We start from the raw sequence: 17,880 nt of genomic DNA on the forward strand, positions 1-17,880 counted from the left end.
CCCCGTGCGCTCACAACCAGTGGTTGCGACGGAACGTGACGAACAGACTCACGCAGGACACGCCGATGATGCTCAGGATCAGGCCGTAGCCGTAGGTCCACTGCAACTCGGGCATGTGCTCGAAGTTCATGCCGTAGATGCCGGCGATCATCGTCGGCACGGCCGCGATCGCCACCCATGACGAGATCTTGCGCATGTCGGTGTTCTGTTGCAGCGCAACCTTTGCCAACGCGGCACCGACCAGCGAGGTCAGCGCGTCGTCGAAGTCGGCGATCTGCTCGGCGACCAACGTGTGATGGTCGACGACGTCGCGCAGATATCGCCGCACCTCTTTGGGCACCATGCCGTCGTAGCCTTGCGACAACGAGAGTAGCGGCGCGGCAAGGGGATTCACCGAGCGGCGCAGTTCGACGACCTCACGCTTGAGTTGGTAGATCGGCTCGATGGCGACAGTCGAGCCAGGAGTGAAGACGTCTTCCTCCATGGCGTCGATGTCGTGCTCGACCAATTTGGTGACCGCGACGTAGCTGTCGACCACGTGGTCGGCGATCGAGTGCATGACAGCTGTCGGCCCCAGCGCCAACCGTTCCGGTCGGTTCTCCAGTTCGTGTCGAACCCCGGCGAGGCCGGTGAAATCGCCGTGGCGGACCGTGACGACGAAGTCTTTGCCCACGAAGACCATGATTTCGCCGGTCTCGACGATCTCGCTGATCGCATGAATGTCGTGCGGCACGTATTTGACCGTGCGAAGGACGAGGAACAGCATATCGTCGTAGCGTTCGAGCTTGGGTCGTTCGTGAGCATGGACGGCGTCCTCGACGGTCAGCTCGTGCAGACCGAAAGTTGCCGCAATGCTTGCCATTTGGCCTTCGTCCGGCTCGTGCAAGCCGATCCAGGCAAAACCGGCGCCACGACTACGGACCTCGGCGAGCGCGGCCGCGTGGGTGTACTTGCCAGGCAATCGCACACCGTCGATATAGACCGCGCAGTCGACGGTCGCGCGTGCAGCGGGAATCGGGATGCGGGGTCGAGTGCTGGCAGGTTCGGAATGCCTACCGACTTTGCGTAAGGACACCAGCGGTGGGATGGACGGCACGCACGAATGCTACGCCTGGAATACCACGCGAATGCTGTGCCTGGGAGACTGTCAGGGTGCTCATCGATCTGCATACCCACACCACCGCCTCGGACGGCACTGACTCGCCGGCCGAGTTGGTTCTGGCTGCTGCATCGGCGGGCCTCGACGTGATTGCGATCACCGACCACGACACGACGGCAGGCTGGGCCGAAGCCGCAGCCGCTCTCGCCGAAACGAGCACTGACCTGCGGCTGGTCCGCGGAATGGAAATGTCCTGTTTCGGCGACGGCGAAGACGGATCGCCCGTCGCCGTGCACCTTCTTGCCTACCTCTTCGATCCGGAGAACGAGGCGTTCGCCGTCGAACGCGAACGCCTGCGAGGCGAACGCGTCGCACGGCTGCGAGCGATGGCCGACCGGATGGCAGCCGACGGTCTGCCCATCGATCCCGACGCCGTCCTGGCGGAAGCAGGGTTGTCGGCAGGCAGGCCACATCTGGCTCGCGCACTCGTCGACGCAGGTGTGGTCGCAACGGTGAACGACGCGTTCACCACCTTGCTGGCCTCGAACGGTCCGTACTTCGTGGAGAAGGCTGACACGCCTCTCGACGATGCCGTCGACATGGTCGCCGCGGCGGGGGGAGTATCGGTGATCGCACACGCCAGAGCCAGACTCCGAGGTCGGCTGCTGTCGCTGGACCACATTCGGCGCCTGGCCCCTCGTGGCCTCGGTGGACTCGAAATCGATCATCCCGACCATGCGGACGACGACCGGGCACTGCTGACGGAACTTGCTGCCGAACTCGGCTTGGTGAGCACAGGGTCGTCGGACTATCACGGCAACAACAAGACGGTCAGGCTCGGCGACTTCAGTACTGACGTAGCGCAATTCGACAAGCTTGTCGCCGCCGCAACCGGTGTGCCCGTGCTCGCGGGCGGTCTCGCATGAGCTTCGACGTCACCATCTACCTCTCGGTTCTGATCACCCTGTTCGTGATCATGGACCCGCCGGGTGCGATGCCGATCTTCCTCAGTCTCGTCGGCCGTAAATCGGCAGCTGTACGCAACCGCGCGGCGTGGCAGGCACCCGCGGTGTCGTTGACGGTCATCACCGTTTTTGCCATCGGTGGCCAAGCGATCCTGAACTACCTGCACATCGGCATTCCCGCCCTGCAGGGCGCAGGCGGACTGCTGCTTCTTCTCATCGCACTCGATCTGCTGCGCGGCAACGAGGGTGGAGAGTCCAAATCGGCGGAGGACGTCAACGTCGCGCTGGTACCGCTCGGCACACCGTTGATGGCGGGGCCCGGCGCGATCGCAGCGGTCATCGTCTACGTCAGCCAGGCCGACGGCGACGTCGGGTCCTACCTGGCGATCGGGGCCGCGATCGTCTCGATCCATCTGATCTTCTATTTGGTGCTGCGGTTTTCGACCGTGTTGATTCGAGTACTCGGCGAAGGCGGGATCACGTTGCTCGCCAGGATTGCAGGCCTGCTGTTGGCCGCGATTGCCGTACAACTCGTTGCGGACTCGGTCCGCGGGTTCATCCAAGCGTCCTGATCAATGTGTCGGTCGAACGCGTCAATAGTGGAGGTTGTCTAGTTTGGGTTCCATGGTGGGAAGGTCGATACGCGGACTCAGCGGTGCTGTCGCCGCGGGAGTCGTGGTCCTGACGCTCGTCGTGATCGGTGCGATGGTGCTCGGGAACGATCGCGACTTCCCCGGACCAGGCGTCGTGTCGATCACGTGGCACGTCGTCACCGCCGTCGCTGTCGTGATCGCGCAGGTGATTGCCGATCGCAGACGCGGATTCGTGTCGTTCGCTGCGTCGGTCGTCGTGATCGGGCTGACCGGGCTCCTGCTGTGGACGCAGTGGTGGGGCTGACAGTGGTGCGATGACCTCACCGCTCCCGACCTCACCTGTGATGTCGCAAACCAGCGAGACGGTTCTAACGCCGGGGTAATCCGCGTAACTTACGGTGATCGCCGGGGCCGCAGCGTCATCGTTGCCGCTGCGGCATCCGATCGCACAAGAACGTATCGGCGACCCCTCGATTGCCCCGCGCGAAAGGCCGGTGGCAGACTAAGTTTTCATCTGCGCGTCGGTGCCACCGCCCCGCGCGCTGGAGAATGCGGCAGATCTCGTGTTCGGACTCACCCGTCCGGCAGACCGACGCACCGGTTTCGATCGATCGATCCGCCATTCGTCCTTGCGGGAAAGCGCAATCCGACAGCCCGTTTCCACATACCCGGCAGTAACCCGGACCCGAGTTATCGGGCCCTGAGCAGGAGTGTCATCGTGTCCTCTGTGACTGAAGCGACCAATTCCCAAAGCAGCAACTTGTCCGAGATCACCGACGAGGACATCTTCGCCTCCCACATCGGTGGCAAGTTGACGGTAGAGCTGGCCGCACCGCTCGAGACGCAGCGCGATCTGTCGATTGCCTACACCCCCGGCGTCGCACAGGTCAGCCGCGCGATCGCGACCGACGAGACGTTGGCCAAGCGCTACACCTGGACCGACCGGCTCGTCGTCGTCGTCAGTGACGGCACCGCGGTGCTCGGTCTCGGCGACATCGGACCCCGTGCGTCGCTGCCGGTTATGGAGGGCAAGTCCGCGCTGTTCAAGAAGTTCGCTGGACTCAACTCCATTCCCCTTGTGCTCGATACCAAGGACGTCGACGAGATCGTCAATACGTTGATCTTGCTGCGGCCGAGCTTCGGTGCCGTGAACCTCGAAGACATTTCGGCTCCCCGCTGCTTCGAAATCGAGCGTCGCGTCATCGAGGCGCTGGACTGCCCGGTTATGCACGACGACCAGCACGGTACCGCCATCGTCGTTCTCGCCGCACTGCTCGGTGCGGTGAAGGCGCAGAAGCGTGATCTGCACACCTTGCGCGTGGTGATCTCCGGCGCCGGTGCAGCGGGTGTCGCGTGCGCCAACATCCTGCTTGCCTCCGGGATCGCCGACGTCACCGTGCTCGATTCCAAGGGCATTGTCAGCGCCGACCGCACCAACCTGACCGACGTCAAGATCGACCTCGCTGCCCGGACCAACCCGTCCGGCCGTAACGGCGGCGCGGCCGAAGCGCTCGACGGTGCGGACGTCTTCCTTGGTGTCTCGGCAGGCAAGATCCCCGAGGAGCTCATCGCGAGCATGGCACCGGAATCGATCGTGTTCGCACTATCGAACCCGGACCCCGAGATTCATCCCGAGGTCGCCCGCAAGCATGCTGCTGTCGTCGCGACAGGCCGAAGCGACTTCCCGAACCAGATCAACAACGTGCTCGCGTTCCCCGGCGTCTTCAAGGGCGCGCTCGATGCCGGTGCGCGTCGGATCACCGAAGGTATGAAGCTGGCTGCTGCCAACGCGATTCTTTCGGTGCTCGGCGACGAGTTGAGTATCGACAAGATCGTCCCGAGCCCGCTGGATCCGCGTGTTGCTCCGGCTGTTGCCGAAGCCGTCGCGGAAGCCGCGCGCAAAGAGGGTGTTGTCTAAACTTCAGTCGTTCCGAGTGAGGGGTCCCCACACGCCGTCAGACGGAGTGCGGGGACCCCTCACTCCGTTCGAGGTCGGCAAGCGCTGCCGTCACATCGCGTGGCGTGCGCCGCAACCTACCCGTGCCGGGTTGGCTCACCCACACGACGAGGGCCAGAAGGCCGTCGACGACGGCGGCGAGTGCGGCGACGAGCAGCGCTGCGGCAAGCACACGATCGAACTCGCGTAGCGCGAGGCCACTGAAGATCGGCCGCCCCAAGCCGCCGAGGTTGACGTAGGCGGCGACCGTTGCGGTCGCGATGACCTGTAGCGTCGCATTCCGCAGTCCGCCGAGAATCAGCGGTAGCGCGTTGGGCAGTTCGACCCGGAACAGCACTCGCGGCTCGGTCATACCCATTGCCCGCGCCGCGTCCACCGTCGCGGCGTCGACGTTCGCGATGCCCGCGTAGGTGCCCGCGAGCAACGGCGGAATACCGACGATGACCAACGCGAGAATCGGGGGAGTCAGACCGAGCCCCATCAGCAGGACCAGCAGGGTCAGCAGTCCGAGTGTCGGCAGCGCCCGCATGGCATTGACCAGGCCGACCAGCACCGCCTCGCCACGACGAACGTGCCCGATCAGCAGTCCGAGGGGGACAGCTATGGCTGCCGCGGCGAACACGGCCAGGAAGCTGTACCAAAGATGTTGCACGAGCAGGACATCGACTTCGGCACCCTTGCCCCAGTTGTCGACGATGTAGGACAGTGCGTCGCCGAAAAGTTTCATCGTTGGGCTGCCTTCGCCAGTGCCGCAACCTTTTTGGCGCTCGGCCTACCCGCTCGCGTCCACGGTGTCAGCAGCCGGCCGATGACGAAGAGCAGGCCGTCGATGACGAGTGCCAGCACGACGACCGCGATGATGCCCGCGACGATCTCGTCGAGGTAGTCACGCTGGTAGCCGTCGGTGAACAGAAAACCGAGCCCGTGGACGCCGATGAGTGACCCGATCGGCACCAACGAAATATTGGTCACCGCGACGACGCGAACACTCGCCGTGAGCACGGGAATCGACAGCGGCAGGTCCACGGTGAGGACGCGCCGAAGAAACCCGAACCCCATCGCGTTCGACGAGTCGATGACCGCAGCGGGAACCGAGTCGAGCGCTTCGGGGACGGCGCGGATCAGCAACGCTGTCGAGTAGATCGTCAACGCGATGACGACGACAAGCGGATCGACCGCTTTCAGTCCGACGAGCGGCGGCACGATGACGAACAGGGCCAATGACGGCACTGTGTACGCGATACTCGCCACGCTGAGCGTGAGTTTGCGCAGCCAGCCGACGTTGCGGATAGCTGTGCCGAGGGGAACCGCGATCGCAAGTCCGATCATCAGCGGCACCAGCGAGAGATAGATGTGGGTCTTCGTGAGGTCGAGGACGGTCGAGAAGTTGTCGATGAGGTAATTCATCGATCGGTCGCTTCGACATGCTGTCCGTCGAAATGTCTACTGTTGCGGGCCTGGTCTTCGGCTTTGCGTTGTTCGGCGAGTTGGGCGATGACCTCTCCTGCGTCGATGCCGCCGATCACCGCGCCGGCTTCGTTCACGGCGACGCCGATCCCCGATGGTGAGGAGATCGCCGAATCCAGCGCCTGTCGTAGATCCGCGCCCCTGCCGAACAACGAACCGCCTGCCGACGTGGAGTCGGCGAGACTGTTGCCGGCGCGTATTGATTCGACGCCGGTAACGTCGATCCAGCCCCGCGGGGCGCCTGCATCGGTGACAACGAGTACCCACTCGCCCTGCTGCAGCCGAAGTTCACTCAGACCGGCTTCGGTCGAGGTCCTAATGTCGTGCAGCACAACGTCTTCTGCGCCACGGAACGACAGACCTCGGTAGCCGCGATCACGTCCGACGAATTCTGCGACGAAATCGGTTGCGGGCGCGGCAAGTACCCGCTGCGGCGCGTCGTACTGCTGCAGTCGACCCCCGCGGCCGAACACGGCGATGCGGTCGCCGAGTTTGACGGCCTCGTCGATGTCGTGGGTGACGAAGACGATCGTCTTGTTCAATTCGGCTTGCAGACGCTGCATTTCGGCCTGCAGGTCCTCGCGGACAACAGGATCGACAGCGCTGAACGGCTCGTCCATCAGCAGAATCGGGGGATCGGCGGCGAGTGCGCGGGCAACGCCGACCCGCTGCTGCTGACCTCCCGAGAGTTGAGCGGGGTAGCGGGTCGCAAGCGAAAGATCCAGACCGACTCGTTCGAGCACGTCGAGGGCTGCACGTCTGGCCTCGCGGCGCGAATCACCGCGCAGCACTGGCACGGTCGCCACGTTGTCGACGACAGTCCGGTGTGGCAGCAGACCGGCATTCTGGATCACGTAACCCATGCCGAGCCGCAACTGAACCGCATCGAGGGTCGAGATATCGCGCCCGTCGACCAGAATCGTCCCGGACGTCGGCGTGATCATTCGGTTGATCATGCGCATCGAGGTGGTCTTCCCGCAGCCGGACGGACCGACGAAAACGGTGAACGAACCAGCGTCGATTCGCAGGTCGAGATCGTCGACAGCCGTTGTGCCGTCCGGGTATTGCTTGGTGACGTGCGCGAACTCGATCACAATCGGCGGTTCCGTCCTGGAAGTTGGGGTCCTCGTGTTCGCCCCGATCAGCCGATCGGTTTGTCGAATCCGTTTTCTGCAACCCACTTCTTCGCCGCTTCGGCAGGTTCGGTCTTGCTGTCGCCCGATACTGCCTCGTTGAGTTCGATCAATTCGGCGGTGGTCAGCTTCGCGGAGACGGCGTCGAGAACCTTCGTCAGCTTTTCCGACTTCTTTACGCTGCTGAACAACGGCACAACGTTCTGCGCGGGGAAATTGTTCTTCGGATCTTCGAGGACGACGAAGTCGTTCTTCGTGATCGCAGGTGACGTCGTGAAGATGTTGGCAGCCGTGACCTGACCGGACGCGAGGGCCTGGACCGTTGCCGGACCGCCGCCGTCGGCGATCGCGACGAAGTTGTTCGGCGAGATGTCGAGGTCGTAGTTCTTCTTCAACCCGGGCAGACCGACCGAGCGTTCCTGAAACTCCGCGGGAGCGGCGAACTTGACCTCCGCGGAGTACGGAGCGAGATCTGCGATCGTCGTGAGGTTCCAGCGCTCGGCCGTTTCCTTGGTGACGACGACGGCGTCTTTGTCCTCCGCCGGCGCCGGGGTGGCGATCGCGAGGTCGGGTCCGAGTGCCGCGAGCAGCGCTTTGTCGACGTCGGCAGCCGATGTGGCGGTGGCGTTCTTGTCCAAGTACGCGAGCAGTAGGTTGCCGGTGTACTCGGGAATGAGATCGATCGATCCGTCCTTCAGCGCCGGGATGTAGGACTCCCTGCTGCCGATGTTGAACTTGGTATCGATATCGAAGCTGTTCGCACGCAGCGCTTCTGCATAGATGTTCGCGATTGTCGTCGACTCCGGGAAATTGGCGGACCCGACGACGAGCGTGTCCGGATCCGAACTACGCTCCCCGCCGTCGCCTGCAAGCGGATCCGAGTCACCGCCACACGCGGCGGTCGACACCATCGCGATCGCGAGGACGGCGGCGACCAGCCACCGGCGGGGGGAGGTAGACATGGTGTCGATTTTCATCGTGTCCTTCCGGCGCAGCGGCGGCGATTAGGGTGCAAGTGTATCGACCCGTACCGACAAACTCGTGACAAAGGGTGTCCCGGCGAAGATGTCGACAAGAGAAAGGTTCGAGGTGACCGATCGCATGTCCGCGTATGCACGGTTGGCGAGGGCGGCGGCGCTTGTGCCTGCGTTCGGATTGCTCGTCGCCTGCGGGGGGACCGATTCGGTACTCGACCCTGCGGCACAGGGCGCGACGATCGTCGTTGGATCGGCGAACTCCGTTCCGAGCGAAGTCGTCGCGCACATCTATGCGGGAGCGCTCGCACGTACCGGAGCGACCGTACGGACCCAGCCACGCATCGGCGATCGCGCGGAATATCTTGCGGCACTGGACGAAGGCGGCATCACGCTGGTGCCGGAAATCAGCGGCGACCTGCTCGACTATCTGAATCCCGATGCGACGCAATCGACGCCGGACGAGGTATTCGACGTCCTCAACAGATCACTGCCTGACGGGCTTTCGGTGTCCGATTACGCTGCGGCACAGGATAGACCGGCCTTTCTGATGACGCAGCCGCGAGCAACGCAGTTGTCGGCGCGATCGTTGTCCGATGTCGGCGCTGCATGTTCGTCGCTGACACTGGCTGCGGCCGCGGCGCCGGAGCAATCAGTCGTCGACGCATTGCAGACCGAATACGGCTGCAGGTTCAGCGAAACGCGAGTCCTGCCGAGCGCAGATCTCCGCACTGCATTGGAAACGGGAGACGCCGATGTCGCGGTTGTCCGGGGTTCGGCTGCCACGGGGTCGGACGACGATCTCGTCACGCTCGCCGACGAGAAGTTCGTCTATCCGGCGCAGAACGTCCTGCCGCTGTATCGCACGGGCGCACTCACCGACGCTCAGCGAATGAAACTCAATATCGTTGCAGGCGAGCTGAATACAGCCGATCTCGCAGATATGGTTCGCCAGATCGACGACGCCGACGCCAGGCCTGCCGACGTCGCCAGATCCTGGCTCGATGCGCACGGACTGTGATGCACAACCTCCGACGTCAGGCGACGTCCTCTTCTGCTGCCCTGTCGAACGCAGTGCGCAGGAACAGTGAAAGGTCGGCGACCGCAGCAGCCGCGTCCTCGACCATCGAGGCTTGCAGCTGAGCGCAGTGCCACAGGGTCGGATATTCGGTGTACTCGACCTCGACACCTGCAGCGACCAATCCGTCACGGAGTAGCGCGGCCTGTGGCTGCAGCAACTCCGTCGTACCGACGTGCACCAGGGTCGGTGGCAACCCCGCAAGGCTGCCGAGCAGTGGTGCGTAGCCGGGATCGGTCGAGTCGCCGTCGCCGAGATAGGCGGCGGCACAAGACATCGACCACCGCCGCGTGAGTACCAGGTCGCTCGCCCTCGGACTCACGACGTTGGGATCCACCCACGGCGCGATCAAGGCAAGTGCGCCTGGCCGCACCCCGTGCTTGTCGATCAGTCTGCGAGCGGTCGCCAAGGCGAGCCCGCCGCCTGCGGAATCGCCCGCGATCGCAACCTGCTCCGGGGTATACCCGTGTGCTTCGATGAGCTCGAGGTAGGCCGCTTCCGCATCGTCGAGACCGGCCGGAAAAGGGTTCTCCGGTGCCAATCGGTAGTCGATGACGAACACCGCCACACCGGCATTGCGTGCGATGTGGGCGGCGATCGAGCGATGTGTCGCTATCGACCCGATCGTGTAGCCACCGCCGTGCAGGTACAGCACGGCGGAGCGGTGATCGTCTCCCGCGGTGATCTTTTCGGCGCGACGCCCGGCGAGGGTGAGCTCACGGACGAGGGTGCCACTCGGCAGCGTCTGCAACGGTGCACCGGCATCGAGAAGTCGTCGCTGCGTCGCAAAGGACAATCTCGGATTGAGCGTGAGCCGGTAGACCGGCCGCAGCAAGGTCGCCACGAGTGCGCGGGGCAGCGTCAGGTTGCGCACCCCGACTACTGCGACTTCGGCATGATGCGGCTTGTGGTCTCTGCGACGAGCCGCTGATAGAACGAGCCACTGACGCGAACGAGCAGATCGAGGGCTTTGGCCTCCCACCCGATGAGCACGCGGCCGTGGTTCTTCTCGACGCCGCGAGTGATCGTCGCAGCGGCCATCTCCGGCGAATGTATCGCCATCTTCTTGTCGAAGAACTCGGCGAAGGTAGCGGCGTCCTGGCCTTCCGCGTACGTAGCGTTACGCGCGACCGCGGTCTTGATACCACCGGGGTGGACGCAGGTGACCTGGACTGGGTGCTTGTTGACCATCATTTCCTGGCGCAGCGCCTCGGTGAAGCCACGCACCGCGAATTTGGCTGCGTTGTAAGCACTCTGGCCAGGCACGGCCAGTAGGCCGAAGAGGCTGGACACATTGACGACGTGGCCTTCGCCGGACTCGATCAAGTAGGGCAGAAACGCCTTCGTGCCGTTGACGACGCCCCAGAAGTCGACGTCCATGATCCGCTCGATGTCCTTGAACTCGGACTTCTCCACATCGCCGTTGTAGGCGATACCGGCGTTGTTGTAGATCTGGTTGACCTTGCCGAAGTGCGCGTGCACCGCATCGGCGTAGGCGAGAACAGCTTCGCGCTCCGCGACATTGAGCCGATCGGACTTGACCTCGGCGCCGAGAGCCTCGGCCTGGCGGACAGTTTCGGCTAGGCCTTCGGTATCGATGTCGGACAGTGCCAGCTTGGCACCCCGCCGAGCGAGGTCGAGCGCGAGCGCGCGGCCGATACCCGAACCTGCTCCGGTGACTACGGCTACTCGGCCGTCGAACTTGCTCATCGGACGCTCGCAATCTCGGCGGTAGCAGCGGTGTCGGTGTCGACCGTGACGGTCGTGTCGTAGGCATCGGTATCGAAGTTGGCGAGCATTCGTCGGAACTCGAAGGTGAACCCGGGCCACAGCGTCGTGTTGTTGCCGTGCTTGTCCAGGTACCAGCTCGCGCAGCCACCGTTCATCCACACGCTCTTGGACAGCTTCTCCTGCAGGTCCCTGTTGTAGTCGTCCTGCTTGTCCTTGCGGACCTCGACTGTCGCCAGACCCTGCTTCTCGATCGTCGCGATCGCGTCGGCGAGGTAGTTGATCTGCGACTCGATCATGAACACCATCGAGGTGTGGCCGAGGCCGGTGTTCGGGCCGACGAGGAAGAACAGGTTGGGGAAGCCTGCGATCGCCGAGCCCTTGTAGCCCTGCTGGCCGCCGACCTCGAAGACGTCGGCCAGGTTGCGGCCGTCCTTGCCGAAGATGGTGCCGAACGTGGGGGAGTCGGTGACGTGGAAGCCGGTGGCGACGACGATCGCATCGACCTCACGGACGGTGCCGTCGTTGGTGACGATCGCGTCCTTGCGGACCTCTTTGATGCCGTCGGTGACCAGGTCGACGTTGTCGCGACTCAAGGCCGGGTAGTAATCGTTCGAGATCAGCATGCGCTTGCAACCGATCTGGAAGTCGGGGGTGACCTTCGCGCGCAGCTCGGGATCGGAGACCTCGACGCGCAGCTTGGCGCGGGCGACCAGCTCGAGTGGCTTCATCATGATCGGTGCCTTGGCAAGGCCGATGACCTGCGTCTCGCGCATCCAGTAGATGCCGGCGCGGGAGAGGCGCTGGAAGCCGGGGACGTACTTGAAGGCGAGCTTCTCGACCGAGGTGTACTCGCGGTCTGCACGCGGCAGCAGCCACGGCGCGGTGCGCTGGTAGACGTCGAGGTGCTCGACCTTGGCTGCGATATTCGGAACGATCTGGATCGACGAGGCGCCGGTGCCGATCACGGCAACACGCTTGCCGGTGAGGTCGGCGTCGTGATTCCACTGTGCGGAGTGGAAGATTTCGCCCTCGAACTCGGAGATGCCCTTGATGTCGGGCAGCGACGGTTCACAGAGCGCGCCGACCGCGGAGACGAGGATCTTCGCCTCGAACTTGCCCTTGTTGGTCTGGACGGCCCAGGTGTTGGTCTCGTTGTTCCAGTGCGCGGACTGCACGTGGCAATCGAAGATGTGCTTGTCGAGCACGTTGTACTTACGTGCGACGCCGCTGATGTAGTTCTGAATCTCGCCCTGCTTGGAGAACGAGCGCGACCAGTCGGGGTTCAGCGCGAAAGAGTAGGAGTAGAGGTGCGACGGCACGTCGCAGGCTGCGCCCGGGTAGGTGTTGTCGCGCCAGGTGCCCCCGACGTCCGAGCCGCGTTCGAGTACGAGGAAGTCGGACTTACCTTCCTGACTCAACCGGATCGCAGCGCCGAGACCTGCGAAACCGCTACCGATGATGAGCGTGTCGATGTATCGCACGCCCGTCTGGTCGACATCATTGTCTGTAACCTGGAGACTCATGTAGGTAACGATAAGGTCCTACTGAGAACTAGTCAATAGGCTATTGACTCATATTCAGTAAGGTGTTTGTGTGGGAGTTGTGAAGCGAATCCGGCTCGACCCCGCACAGCGCCGCGACCAGCTGCTCGAGCTGGGCGTGAAGATGCTGTCGCTGCGCGGTCTCGAGCAGATCTCGGTCGACGAGATCGCCAAGATGGCCGGAATCTCGCGTGGGCTGCTCTTCCACTACTTCCCGTCCAAACGCGATTTTCACGTCGAGATCGTCCGCCACAGCAGCAACGAACTGCTCCAGCAACTCTTGCCGAACCCCGAGCTCGGGCCGTTCGACATGCTGACCGACGTCATGAATCGATACGTCGACTACGTGACGGAGCACCGCGACGGCTACGTCTCGCTCCTGCGCGGACCCGCGAGCGGTGACCCCGAAATGCGCTCGATCGCCGAAGAGAATCGGTCGGTCCTCGTCGAGCGCATCCTCTCCAACGTTCCGCTCGGCGGCGCCGATGTCACACCGCGGATCCGGCTCGCGGTCCGCGGCTGGATCGCGTTCGTCGAAGAGGCGACGTTGTCGTGGCTCAACGATCCGCAGCTGGCCAGGGAAGAACTCGTCGATCTGCACGTCAGTTCCCTGCCTGCTGTAGCACTCGGCCCCGAGATCGCTGCTGCACTCCTGGGGCCTTCGGCCTCGTGAGTCCTTTTGGTGGTTCCGCCCTCCGAAAGGACTCACGAGCGGCGTAGCCGCTACAGGTGCCGCAGATACCGCTCGGGAGCGTCGAGGAACGTCCGCCAATTTCGCACGACGTCCAGGTCGTCCCACTCCGGGTACTCGACGCCCTCGTCGGTGAGTTCCCAGATAACTGCGCCCGGGCACGCGGCGAGGACCGGTGAATGCGTCGCCATGATCACCTGTGACCCCTCGGCGACCAGATCGCCGATCACGCCGAGCAGGGCAAGGCATGACTGGAAAGACAGCGCTGCTTCCGGTTCGTCGAGCAACCACAGGCCGATGCCGATCGGACGTTCGGCGACATAGCGCAGAAACGACTGTCCGTGCGACAGCTCGCTCCACACCGCGTCTGTCTTTCGAACCCGCCGACCGTCTTCGTCAGCGAACAGCTGATGCATCGATTCCGATCGCAAAAAGCAGCCGCCGTGCGGACGTGGTTGTGCACCGATGCAATCCAGATGGTTGCCGAGATCGGTGTCACCCGCCCCCGAACCCGCCGACCACATCGAATCCTGCGCCCGCAGACCGCCTTCCCAGCTGCCTGCGATCGCCTCGACGAGTGTCGACTTCCCGACCCCGTTCTCTCCGACGATCACCGTCACGGGCGAATCGAACTCGATGCCGTCGTCGCGCAGAGCCGCGATCACAGGCAGGTCGAAATACCACGCGCGCGGATCGAAGTTCGTCCGAGGACGAAGCTCGACCCGCGCGAGTGGCAGTCGTGTATCTCTTTCCAGCACTTAGTCGTTCGGCCCGAACGCCCTGTCGAGGATGTCCTGCTGTTCGACCGCGTGCACCTTGCTCGACCCGGAGGACGGTGCCGACATCGCGCGCCGCGAGATGCGCTTGATCCCGGTCAACTTCTCCGGCAGGTACTCCGGTAGGTACAGACCGAACGTCGGCCATGCACCCTGGTTCGCCGGCTCCTCCTGTACCCAGAAGAATTCGGTCGCGTTCGGGTAGCCGTCGAGCGCCTCGTTGATCCGGTACCTCGGAATCGGGTACAGCTGCTCGATACGCACGATCGCGATGTCGTCGCGATTCTCCTTCTGCTTCTTCGTCAGCAACTCGTAGTACAACTTGCCGCTCGTGAGCAGCACGCGCTTGACCTTGCTCCGGTCGCCGTCGCCGCTCTCGTAGGTCGGCTCGTCGAACACCGAGTGGAACTTACCGTCCGTGAAGTCCTTGACGTTGCTCACCGCAAGTTTGTTGCGCAGCATCGACTTCGGCTCGAACACGATCAACGGACGACGAATGCCGTCGTTCGCGTGGCGGCGAAGCAGGTGGAAGTAGTTCGCCGGTGTCGACGGAACCGCAACCGTCATCGAACCTTCGGCACACAGCTGCAGCCAACGTTCGATACGGCCCGACGTGTGGTCGGGACCCTGCCCCTCGTGACCGTGGGGGAGCAGCACGACGACCTCGGAAAGCTGACCCCACTTGGCTTCACCGGACGAGATGAACTCGTCGATGATCGGCTGCGCACCGTTGACGAAGTCACCGAACTGCGCTTCCCACAACACAAGTGCGTCCGGGTTGCCGAGCGAGTAGCCGTACTCGAAGCCGAGCACCGCGAATTCGCTCAACGACGAATCGTGCACGGCGAACCGGCCCGGATTCTCGGTGCCGATGTTGTGCAGCGGGGTGTACTCGGCCCCGGTCTTGCGGTCGATGATCACACAGTGGCGCTGCGTGAAGGTGCCGCGACGGACGTCCTGGCCGGTGAGGCGAACGCTCTTGCCTTCGTCGATCAGGGTGCCGAACGCCAACTCCTCGGCGAAGGACCAGTCGATGTTGCCCTCGTACGCCATTTCGCGACGACGTTCGAGCACCGGCTTGACCCGCGGATGGACCGAGAAACCTTCCGGCACATTGACGAACGCGTCGCCGATGCGCTGCAGGATCGACTTGTCCACGGCGGTAACGAGTTTGGTCGGGATGACCTGATCCATCTCGACCGACTTGGTCGGCTCCGCCTTGTACTTTTCCAGCTCGCGCACCTCGTTGAACACCCGTTCCAGCTGGCCCTGGTAGTCGCGCAGTGCGTCCTCGGCCTCCTTGAGCGAGATGTCGCCACGACCGATGAGCGATTCGGTGTAGGTCTTGCGGACGCTGCGCTTGGTGTCGATCACGTCGTACATGTACGGCTGTGTCATCGACGGGTCGTCGCCCTCGTTGTGGCCACGACGGCGGTAGCAGATCATGTCGATGACGACGTCCTTGTGGAACTGCTGCCGGAAGTCGACTGCGAGTTGCGACACCCACGTGCACGCTTCCGGATCGTCGCCGTTCACGTGGAAGACCGGTGCTGCCACCATCTTTGCGACGTCGGTGCAGTATTCGCTCGAACGCGACAGTTCCGGAGCGGTCGTGAAACCGATCTGGTTGTTGACGACGATGTGAATCGTGCCGCCGGTGCGGAAGCCACGCAGGCCCGCGAGGTTGAGCGTCTCGGGAACGACGCCCTGGCCTGCGAACGCGGCATCGCCGTGCAGCATCAGCGGCAGGACCGAGAAGCCGCCTGCGCCGTCACCCTTGTCGAGCAGATCCTGCTTCGCACGAACCAGACCTTCGAGCACCGGATCGACTGCTTCCAGGTGTGACGGGTTGGCGGTGAGCGAAACCTCGATGTCGTTGTCGCCGAACATCTGGATGTAGGTGCCCGATGCGCCGAGGTGGTATTTGACGTCGCCGGAGCCGTGCGCCTCCGACGGATTCATGTTGCCCTCGAACTCCGTGAAGATCTTGGAGTAGGGCTTGCCGACGATGTTGGCGAGCACGTTGAGGCGACCGCGGTGCGGCATTGCGATGACGACCTCGTCGAGGCTGTGCTCGGCACTCTGATCGATGACCGCGTCCATCATCGGGATGACGGTCTCGGCGCCTTCGAGTGAGAACCGTTTCTGGCCGACGTACTTCGTCTGCAGGAACGTCTCGAACGCCTCGGCGGCGTTGAGCTTGCTCAGAATGTACTTCTGTTGCGCAACAGTCGGTTTGACGTGCTTCTTCTCGACCCGCTCCTGCAGCCACTTGACCTGGTCGGGTTCGAGAATGTGCATGTATTCGACGCCGACGTGGCGGCAGTACGAGTCGCGCAGGATGCTGAGCACGTCGCGCAGCTTCATCCGCTCCTTGCCCTGGAAGCCGCCGACGTTGAACTCGCGGTCGAGATCCCACAGCGTGAGTCCGTGCGTGATGACGTCGAGGTCCGGGTGGCTGCGGAACTTGTCCTTGACCAGGCGCAGCGGATCGGAATCGGCCATCAGGTGACCGCGCTGACGGTATGCCGCAATCATTTCCAGCACCCGCGTGCTCTTGTCGACACCCCGCTCGCGGATGTCCTTGCGCCACCGGATCGGCTCGTACGGAATCCCCATCGCGTGGAAGATCTCGTCGAACAACTCGTCGCTGATCAACAGGTTGTGGATCGTGCGAAGGAACTCGCCCGACTCCGCACCCTGGATGATTCGGTGGTCGTAGGTCGAGGTCAGCGTCATCAACTTGCCGACGCCGATGTCGGCGATCCGCTCGTCGCTTGCACCCTGGAATTCGGCGGGGTACTCCATCGCACCGGCACCGACGATCGTGCCCTGGCCCGGCATCAAGCGCGGCACCGAGTGGACCGTTCCGATGGTGCCCGGGTTGGTCAGCGAGATCGTCACGCCGGCGAAATCTTCGCCCGTCAATTTGCCGTCGCGGGCACGACGGACGACGTCCTCGTACGCGGCGTGGAACTGCGCGAAGTTCATCGTCTCGCAGTTCTTGATCGCCGCGACGACGAGAGTGCGGCCACCATCCTTTGCGGGAAGGTCGATTGCGAGGCCGAGGTTGGTGTGCGCAGGCGTCACCGAATTCGGCTTGCCGTCGATCTCGGCGAAGTGCCGGTTCATGTTCGGCAGTGCTTTGACGCCCTGCACGATCGCGTACCCGAGCAGGTGCGTGAACGAGATCTTGCCACCGCGCGTACGAGCGAGGTGGTTGTTGATCACGAGTCGGTTGTCGATCATCAACTTCGCCGGGATCGCCCGCACGCTCGTTGCCGTCGGAATGGTCAGCGATGCCGACATGTTCTTGACGACCGCAGCAGCGGCGCCGCGCAGAATCTTCGTCTCCTCGGCCTTGCCGTTGGACGCAGCCTTGGGACTCGGTGCGTTCGACGACGGCGCGGGGGTGGACTGTGCCGCCCGATCGGAGCTCTTCGAGGCCGGTTGTGCTGCCGCGGCTTTCGGCTGCTCGGGCTTGGCTTTCGGAGCCTCGGCCTTGGCAGGCGCCTTCTCGGCGGGCTTGTCAGCAGGCTTGGCGTCAGCAGGCTTGGCAGCCTCCTGCTTCGCTGCTTGAGCCTTCGCCGGAGGGGCTTGCTCAGTAGTTGCGGCTGGCTTCGGAGGTGCCTCCGATTTGCCGTTCGCGGCGTCGGCTGCCTCTGGTGTGTAGTCCGTCAGAAACTCGTGCCAACTCTCGTCGACGGACGACGGGTCGTCCTTGAATCGCTGGTACATCTCGTCGACCAGCCATTGATTCTGTCCGAACTGGGAAGTGGAGCTGCTCACGGCAGGTGTTCCTCGTTTCCTTCTGCAATCCACAATCTGCACGTCTACTTTTCAAGGCTAGACCTGTCGTCTTAACGGCGCGCAGA

Annotated in this window: 16 protein-coding genes; 6 read left to right on the top strand and 10 right to left on the bottom strand. The window is 63.5% G+C overall.

The features are described from left to right. Window positions 1–10 precede the first annotated feature (10 nt). Window positions 11–1,096 carry a magnesium and cobalt transport protein CorA gene (locus JGU71_RS18890; protein ID WP_199705840.1) on the bottom strand — a complete coding sequence of 362 codons (1,086 nt, stop codon included), beginning with the start codon at window positions 1,094–1,096 and terminating at the stop codon, window positions 11–13. Between the two features lie 56 nt (window positions 1,097–1,152). Here JGU71_RS18890 and JGU71_RS18895 point away from each other — a divergent pair, with 56 nt between their 5' ends. From JGU71_RS18895 to JGU71_RS18910, 4 genes are all read left to right on the top strand, one after another. Beyond that, window positions 1,153–2,025, top strand: coding sequence for a PHP domain-containing protein (locus JGU71_RS18895; protein WP_199705841.1), 873 nt, complete (start codon window positions 1,153–1,155; stop codon window positions 2,023–2,025). Continuing rightward, window positions 2,022–2,636, top strand: coding sequence for a MarC family protein (locus JGU71_RS18900; protein WP_199705842.1), 615 nt, complete (start codon window positions 2,022–2,024; stop codon window positions 2,634–2,636). The genes JGU71_RS18895 and JGU71_RS18900 overlap by 4 nt, the downstream gene beginning before the upstream one ends. Window positions 2,637–2,688: 52 nt before the next feature. Then, window positions 2,689–2,961, top strand: coding sequence for a hypothetical protein (locus JGU71_RS18905; protein ID WP_199705843.1), 273 nt, complete (start codon window positions 2,689–2,691; stop codon window positions 2,959–2,961). Between the two features lie 414 nt (window positions 2,962–3,375). Then, the gene (locus JGU71_RS18910) at window positions 3,376–4,575 is read left to right on the top strand and encodes an NAD(P)-dependent malic enzyme (RefSeq protein WP_199705844.1); all 1,200 of its coding nucleotides are present in this window, start codon (window positions 3,376–3,378) and stop codon (window positions 4,573–4,575) included. Between the two features lie 37 nt (window positions 4,576–4,612). Here JGU71_RS18910 and JGU71_RS18915 read toward each other — a convergent pair whose 3' ends face one another. From JGU71_RS18915 to JGU71_RS18930, 4 genes are read right to left on the bottom strand one after another with little or no spacing between them, the layout of a single operon-like run. Beyond that, window positions 4,613–5,341, bottom strand: a complete 729-nt coding sequence (locus tag JGU71_RS18915) for an ABC transporter permease (protein WP_199705845.1) — start codon at window positions 5,339–5,341, stop codon at window positions 4,613–4,615. After that, entirely contained in the window at window positions 5,338–6,021 is a 684-nt protein-coding gene (locus tag JGU71_RS18920; protein ID WP_199705846.1) for an ABC transporter permease, read from the bottom strand. Before JGU71_RS18920 ends, JGU71_RS18915 begins: the two co-directional genes overlap by 4 nt. After that, window positions 6,018–7,175, bottom strand: coding sequence for an ABC transporter ATP-binding protein (locus JGU71_RS18925; RefSeq protein ID WP_199705847.1), 1,158 nt, complete (start codon window positions 7,173–7,175; stop codon window positions 6,018–6,020). The genes JGU71_RS18920 and JGU71_RS18925 overlap by 4 nt, the downstream gene beginning before the upstream one ends. Window positions 7,176–7,222: 47 nt before the next feature. Next, window positions 7,223–8,176, bottom strand: coding sequence for an ABC transporter substrate-binding protein (locus JGU71_RS18930; protein WP_233529751.1), 954 nt, complete (start codon window positions 8,174–8,176; stop codon window positions 7,223–7,225). A 139-nt stretch (window positions 8,177–8,315) separates the two neighbouring features. Here JGU71_RS18930 and JGU71_RS18935 point away from each other — a divergent pair, with 139 nt between their 5' ends. Beyond that, the gene (locus JGU71_RS18935; RefSeq protein ID WP_199705849.1) at window positions 8,316–9,209 is read left to right on the top strand and encodes an ABC transporter substrate-binding protein; all 894 of its coding nucleotides are present in this window, start codon (window positions 8,316–8,318) and stop codon (window positions 9,207–9,209) included. A 16-nt stretch (window positions 9,210–9,225) separates the two neighbouring features. On the opposite strand, the gene JGU71_RS18940 is transcribed toward JGU71_RS18935, so the two are convergent. The 3 genes from JGU71_RS18940 to JGU71_RS18950 are packed head-to-tail and all read right to left on the bottom strand — an operon-like array spanning window position 9,226 to window position 12,520. Then, window positions 9,226–10,140, bottom strand: a complete 915-nt coding sequence (locus JGU71_RS18940; RefSeq protein WP_199705850.1) for an alpha/beta hydrolase — start codon at window positions 10,138–10,140, stop codon at window positions 9,226–9,228. Window positions 10,141–10,145: 5 nt separating this feature from the next. Next, on the bottom strand, window positions 10,146–10,976 hold the full coding sequence (locus JGU71_RS18945) for an SDR family NAD(P)-dependent oxidoreductase (protein ID WP_199705851.1): 831 nt from the start codon (window positions 10,974–10,976) through the stop codon (window positions 10,146–10,148). Then, window positions 10,973–12,520: a flavin-containing monooxygenase gene (locus JGU71_RS18950; RefSeq protein WP_199705852.1), complete on the bottom strand. Its 1,548-nt coding sequence runs from the start codon at window positions 12,518–12,520 to the stop codon at window positions 10,973–10,975. Before JGU71_RS18950 ends, JGU71_RS18945 begins: the two co-directional genes overlap by 4 nt. A gap of 70 nt (window positions 12,521–12,590) precedes the next feature. Here JGU71_RS18950 and JGU71_RS18955 point away from each other — a divergent pair, with 70 nt between their 5' ends. Further along, window positions 12,591–13,211 carry a TetR/AcrR family transcriptional regulator gene (locus JGU71_RS18955; RefSeq protein ID WP_199705853.1) on the top strand — a complete coding sequence of 207 codons (621 nt, stop codon included), beginning with the start codon at window positions 12,591–12,593 and terminating at the stop codon, window positions 13,209–13,211. 50 nt (window positions 13,212–13,261) lie between these two features. Here the strand turns inward: JGU71_RS18955 and JGU71_RS18960 are convergent, their stop codons facing one another. Then, window positions 13,262–13,966, bottom strand: a complete 705-nt coding sequence (locus tag JGU71_RS18960) for an AAA family ATPase (protein WP_233529799.1) — start codon at window positions 13,964–13,966, stop codon at window positions 13,262–13,264. A 21-nt stretch (window positions 13,967–13,987) separates the two neighbouring features. Then, a complete protein-coding gene (locus JGU71_RS18965) occupies window positions 13,988–17,743 on the bottom strand; it encodes a multifunctional oxoglutarate decarboxylase/oxoglutarate dehydrogenase thiamine pyrophosphate-binding subunit/dihydrolipoyllysine-residue succinyltransferase subunit (RefSeq protein WP_233529800.1) in 3,756 nt (1,251 codons plus the stop codon). Window positions 17,744–17,880: the final 137 nt, after the last annotated feature.

The organism is Antrihabitans stalagmiti (genome assembly GCF_016482825.1).
Lineage (GTDB): Bacteria > Actinomycetota > Actinomycetes > Mycobacteriales > Mycobacteriaceae > Antrihabitans > Antrihabitans stalagmiti.

Excerpts from the sequence above, each read along its gene's own strand:
- JGU71_RS18900 (WP_199705842.1), top strand. The coding sequence starts at position 2,022 with ATGAGCTTCGACGTCACCATCTACCTCTCGGTTCTGATCACCCTGTTC.
- JGU71_RS18905 (WP_199705843.1), top strand. The coding sequence starts at position 2,689 with ATGGTGGGAAGGTCGATACGCGGACTCAGCGGTGCTGTCGCCGCGGGA.
- JGU71_RS18915 (WP_199705845.1), bottom strand. The coding sequence starts at position 5,341 with ATGAAACTTTTCGGCGACGCACTGTCCTACATCGTCGACAACTGGGGC.
- JGU71_RS18920 (WP_199705846.1), bottom strand. The coding sequence starts at position 6,021 with ATGAATTACCTCATCGACAACTTCTCGACCGTCCTCGACCTCACGAAG.
- JGU71_RS18930 (WP_233529751.1), bottom strand. The coding sequence starts at position 8,176 with ATGTCTACCTCCCCCCGCCGGTGGCTGGTCGCCGCCGTCCTCGCGATC.
- JGU71_RS18935 (WP_199705849.1), top strand. The coding sequence starts at position 8,316 with ATGTCCGCGTATGCACGGTTGGCGAGGGCGGCGGCGCTTGTGCCTGCG.
- JGU71_RS18945 (WP_199705851.1), bottom strand. The coding sequence starts at position 10,976 with ATGAGCAAGTTCGACGGCCGAGTAGCCGTAGTCACCGGAGCAGGTTCG.
- JGU71_RS18950 (WP_199705852.1), bottom strand. The coding sequence starts at position 12,520 with ATGAGTCTCCAGGTTACAGACAATGATGTCGACCAGACGGGCGTGCGA.
- JGU71_RS18965 (WP_233529800.1), bottom strand. The coding sequence starts at position 17,743 with ATGTACCAGCGATTCAAGGACGACCCGTCGTCCGTCGACGAGAGTTGG.